Source organism: Saccharopolyspora sp. (assembly GCF_017434145.1).
GTDB classification, from domain to species: domain Bacteria; phylum Actinomycetota; class Actinomycetes; order Mycobacteriales; family Pseudonocardiaceae; genus Saccharopolyspora_C; species Saccharopolyspora_C galaxeae.
The window spans coordinates 1-4,880 of sequence record NZ_JAFRFW010000190.1 but is presented as its reverse complement, the minus strand read 5'-3'; the positions used below and the strand labels follow the sequence as shown (position 1 = coordinate 4,880).

Sequence of the window (4,880 nt, the reverse complement as noted above, 5' to 3'; positions counted from 1 at the left end):
GGAATTCCTGTGCAGCCTGCAGCATGTAGTCCTGATGACCGAACGAGTCGGAGAAAATCAGCTTGCATCCCGCGTCTGGTCGAGACAGCAAAAACCCCCTGTGCAGCAGGGGGTTTTTTGCTTGTGGGGATCGAATCGCCGAACTCCCGCCGCGAACTCGGCGCCCAGCGCCAGGCCGCGTGCCGCCGCGGCGACGTTCGCGGGTCAGCGAGACGGAAGCCCTGCTCCGTCAAAGAAGCGACCGAACGTCGTTCGCTGCCCGGAAATCCGCCGATCCCCGGGCAACGGTCGGTGCTTCACGAAGTTCGGCCGGGATGCAGGACCACCTTCGTCCAACCGTCTTCACGGGCGTCGAAGCGCTTGTAGGCGTTCGGCGCCTCATCCAGCGGCAGGTCGTGCGAGACGATCCAGGACGGGGTGGCCTTGCCCTCGTGGATCAGGTTGCGCAGATGCCGGTTGTAGCGCTTGACCGGGGCTTGGCCGCACCCCATCTGCTGGCCCTTGAACCAGAAGTCGCCGAAGTCGAACCGGGCCTTCCCGTTGCGGGCCAGCTCGTCCGGGCCGCCCGGATCCTGCGGGACGAACACGCCGACCGTGCCGATGCCGCCGGTGAACCGCACCGAGGAGACCAGGTCGTTCAGCGTGGTCGCGTTGTCCTCGCGGCCTTGCGGATCGTGGGCCTGGTAGCCGACGCACTCGCAGCCCCGGTCGGCGCCGCGCCCGCCGGTCCGCTCCAGCACCTGATCGACCGCGGGGGCCTTCGAGTCGTCGATCGGGATTGCGCCGATCTGCTCGGCGAGCCGGAGCCGGTCCGGGTGCCGATCGACGACCAGCACCTTCGCCGCGCCCTTGATCCCGGCCGAGAGCGCGGCCATCAGCCCGACAGGGCCGCCGCCGAAGATCACGATCGTTTCGCCGGGGCGCATCCCGGACATCTCCACGGCGTGCCAGCCGGTGGGGAAGATGTCCGAGAGCATGGCGTAGTCGTTCTCCTTCTCCGCCGCGTCCTCCGGAAGCCGCAGGCACTGGAAATCGCCCCACGGCACGCGCAGCAACTCCGCCTGACCGCCGGGCCACGGGCCCATGTCGGCGAAGCCGTACGCCGCCCCGGCCATGCCTTCCTGATCGTTGGCTTGCAGGCAGTAATTCGTCAGGCCGTGCTCGCAGTTCTCGCAGTGCCCGCAACTGACGTTGAACGGCGCCGAGATCATGTCGCTGACCCGGACCTTGTCCACACCGGAACCGACTTCGACGACCTCGCCGACGTTCTCGTGCCCGAAGATGCGGCCGGGCTCGAAGTCCGTGCGGCCTTCGTACATGTGCAGGTCCGAGCCGCACACGTTGGTCGAGGTGACTTTGACCAGCACGTCGGTGGGTTTCTCGAGGCGCGCGTCCGGGACCTCTTGGACGTCGACCTGCCGCGGCCCTTGGTACACCACTGCCTTCATCAGGGACCTCCTTCGCGCGGGTGCGGACCTGCGGGGTCACCGAGGCGCTCTTGCGAACCGGCCGCCCGGCGCAGGTCCCGCAGCTGTGCGGTGATCAACCGCTTGTCCAGGCTTACCCGCAGCAGCGGGTCGCGGAAACAGGACCTGCGTCGCGGCGGGGCGCCGAGGCCCGCCGCGGCAGTGGAATCCGCGCGGTCACCTACGAGTGGTAGGCAGTGACGATGTCGGCGGACAGCGGCGAGATGGTGGTCAAGATGCGCTGCACCGTGTCCGCCGGTACGCCCGCTTCGTTCAACGACGCAGCCAGGTGCTGCGCCACCAGGTCGAAGTGCTGCTGCTCGATGCCGCGGCCCTGGTGCACCTGCCGCATCGACGCACCCCGATACGGTTCCGGGCCGCCGAGCGCGGCGGCGAAGAATTCGACCTGCGTGCCCTGCAGCCGGGACATGTTCACACCGCGGAAGAATTCGGTCAGCGCCGGGTCGGCCAGGACTTTCCGGTAGAACTCCGAAACCACCACTTCCAGCGCGGGCGCGCCGCCGATTTCGTCGTAGATGCTCATCTGTCCTCCGTTCGCGGGGAATGCGCAAACGACACCACGGCTGTTTTTCAGCGCCATGATCTACGGGTGAAGACGTCGCTACGCACCGCTCATCGGCGGCTACCCTTGCCTGCCGTGGGAGTCCTGCGCATGGAGATCAACGGCGAGCCGGCGACGCCCGAACAGGTGCGGTCGGCGCAGACCTACGGGCACTTCACGTCGATGCAGGTTCGCGACGGGGCGGTCGCGGGCTGGCGGCATCACCTGCGCAGGCTCGCGGACTCCTCGCAGGAGCTGTTCGGGCGCCCGTTGGAGCCGGGACGAGTGGCCGAGCTGGTCCGTTCGGCGTTGCGGGACATGCCTGCGGCGGTATCCGTGCGGGTCAACGTGTTCGCCAGGTCCGGAGTGCCGGTGCAGCCGGTCGATCCCGACCTGCTGGTGATCGTGGCCGGGCCGGAAACCAGCGAGCCGGGCCCGCCGATGCGAGTGCGGAGCATCGGGTACGAGCGGGACTTGGCACATCTGAAGCACTACGACTTCCTCGGCGTGCTGCACCGGCGTCGGCAGGCGCAGGCGGCAGGCTTCGACGACGTGCTGTTCGTGGACCGTCGCGGCCGGATCAGCGAAGGTTCGATCTGGAACATCGCCTTCTGGGACGGCGAGCGCGTCGTGTGGCCGGAAGCCGACATGCTGTGCGGGATCACCATGCAGGTGCTCGCCGAAGGCCTCGACCGGATCGGCGTGCCGCAGGTGCAGCGCCCGGTGCTGCTGGACGAACTGCCCGCGCTGCGGGCTGCGTTCGCGACGAACTCGGTCTGTCCGGCGCAGCCCATCGGCTCGATCGACGACGTGGCGTTCTCGGGGACCGGGGACGCGGATCCGCTCAGTTCGGCGTGGGCTGCGGTGCCCGCTGAACCGTTGGGCTGACTCGAGACAGCCGCGGCGGGTTGTGCCGATCGACCGCGTCGGTCATGCCGGGGCCTTCGTGCAGCTCAGCACGTGTTGGCAGAACAGGGCTCCAGCGCGCGCGGGGCTCGCGGCGGCACTAGCTTCGTAAGCACCTGCTCCGCTGCTCGGCCGAAGCTGACCGGAGAGACCTGGCGAGGGTGGTCTTGACCGCAGTGGCCGGCGGCGACATGGAACGGGGTCGTCCACTACGCGGGGCGGCCCCGTTCCCACGTCACGCGCGCACGGCCAGCGCCATGCCCTGCCCGACTCCCACCGAAGCGGCCGCGATTCCGAGACCGCCGCCGCGGTGCCGCAGGTGCCGGCACAAGTCGATCACCACACGCGGCATCGAAGCGCCCAGCGGGTGCCCGTAGGCGAGCGCGCCGCCGTGCACGTTGACCCGCTCGCGGTCGACGTCCGGCAAGTGCTCCAGGACGGCGAGCACCACCGCGGAGAACGTCTCGTTGATCTCCCACAGGTCCACGTCCGCAGCGCCGATGCCCAGGTGCCGCAGCAGCTTGCGGATCGCGGGCACCGCGGCCAGCGCGAAGTGGTGCGGTTCGGTCCCGGTGGTCGCCGACCCCAGCAGCTCGCCCCACGTGCGCACGCCGAGCCGCTCGGCCCGCTCCTGCGTGCCGATCAGCGCCGCCAGCGCGCCGTCCGACAGCGGAGCCGAGTTGCCCACCGTGACCGGACCGTCCGGGGAGAACGCCGGCTCCAGCTTGGCGAGTTTGCGTTCGCTCGTGTCCGGGCGGACCGACTCGTCGCGCCGCACGAGAACACCGCCCGGCGTGCTGACCGGGAACGCGAATCCGTCGTGCGCCCCGGCGTCCCACGCCGCCGAGGCGCGGCGGTGCGAGCGCAGCGCGTAGTTGTCCATGCGTTCGCGGGTGATGCCGAGGTCGAGCGCGCTGCGTTCGGCGGCGTGCCCGAGCGGGACCGTCCACGCCGCCGGGAGCTTCGGGTTCACCAGCCGCCAGCCCGCGGCAGTGGACACGACCTCCATCCGGTCCGGCATGGCCTGTTCGGGCCGCGGCATGACGAACGGCGCGCGGCTCATGCCTTCGACGCCGCCTGCGATCAGCAGCTGCGCCTCGTCGGCCTTGACCGCCCGGGCGGCCTGCACCAGCGATTCGCCGCCCGAGGCGCACAGCCGGTTCAACGTGACGCCGGGGACCGTGGCGGGCAAGCCCGCCAGCAGCGCGGCCATCCGTGCCACGTCGCGGTTGTCCTCACCGGCTCCGTTGGTGTTGCCGTAGAGCACGTCGTCGACCTGCGCCGGGTCGAGCAGGTCACTGCCTTCCGGCCCGTGCCGCCGCAGCAGCTCGGTGATCGGCAGCGCCGCGAGGTCGTCGGTGCGGAGACCGGACAGGGCGCCCCGGTACCGGCCGAACGGAGTGCGAGCGGCGTCGATCACGAAGGCGCGGGCCATGCCCCAATGCTGACCGAACGGCTGGCCGGGGCAAAGGCCGCGAGCTCAAGGGGTCGGCAGTTCGACCGTCGCGCCACCGGACTCCAGCGAGACCACCCGGCCGCCGCGGTCGCCGAGTTCGCGCAGCTTGCGCAGGTCGTCGTCGCCGCGCAAGGCCACGGTGGTCCGGGTGCGCGCGCTCGCGCCGAGTTCTTCGAGTTCGGTCCTGGCTCGGAAACCCGCGTCCACGGTGGTCTGCAGCGCGCCGGTGGAGGCCAGCGAACCCCGCGCGGCGCCGAGCCTGCCCAGCGCATCGTCCACCGCGTCCAGCAGCGCGACCCGGTTGCCTTCGGTCATCGCCCGCACCAGCTCCGGATCACTGCCGGCGACGCGAGTGGTGTCCCGGAACGAACCGGCCGCCAGCGACAGCGCGAGCGGGCCGCCGTCCGCGCCGACCGCCGCCAAGATCTCCGCGAACACGTGCGGCAGGTGCGAGATCCGGGCCACCGCGGAGTCGTGCTCGGCGGCAGAG

At 70.5% G+C, this 4,880-nt stretch carries 5 protein-coding genes; 1 reads left to right on the top strand and 4 read right to left on the bottom strand.

What is annotated here, in order from left to right; all coding sequences use genetic code 11:
- Positions 1 to 296: 296 nt before the first annotated feature.
- A complete protein-coding gene (locus IJH84_RS05275; RefSeq protein WP_295140956.1) occupies positions 297 to 1,448 on the bottom strand; it encodes a glutathione-independent formaldehyde dehydrogenase in 1,152 nt (383 codons plus the stop codon).
- A gap of 199 nt (positions 1,449 to 1,647) precedes the next feature.
- Complete coding sequence (locus IJH84_RS05270) at positions 1,648 to 2,010, bottom strand: group 1 truncated hemoglobin (protein WP_295140953.1); 363 nt, start codon at positions 2,008 to 2,010, stop codon at positions 1,648 to 1,650.
- Between the two features lie 114 nt (positions 2,011 to 2,124).
- Between IJH84_RS05270 and IJH84_RS05265 the strand changes: the two genes are divergently transcribed.
- The gene (locus IJH84_RS05265; protein ID WP_295140950.1) at positions 2,125 to 2,916 is read left to right on the top strand and encodes an aminotransferase class IV; all 792 of its coding nucleotides are present in this window, start codon (positions 2,125 to 2,127) and stop codon (positions 2,914 to 2,916) included.
- 253 nt (positions 2,917 to 3,169) lie between these two features.
- On the opposite strand, the gene IJH84_RS05260 is transcribed toward IJH84_RS05265, so the two are convergent.
- Both IJH84_RS05260 and IJH84_RS05255 read right to left on the bottom strand, forming a co-directional pair.
- A complete protein-coding gene (locus tag IJH84_RS05260) occupies positions 3,170 to 4,369 on the bottom strand; it encodes a thiolase family protein (protein ID WP_200068189.1) in 1,200 nt (399 codons plus the stop codon).
- Positions 4,370 to 4,414: 45 nt separating this feature from the next.
- Positions 4,415 to 4,880, bottom strand: a 466-nt coding sequence (locus IJH84_RS05255) for a prephenate dehydrogenase dimerization domain-containing protein (RefSeq protein WP_295140945.1), incomplete at its 5' end; no start/stop codon positions are given.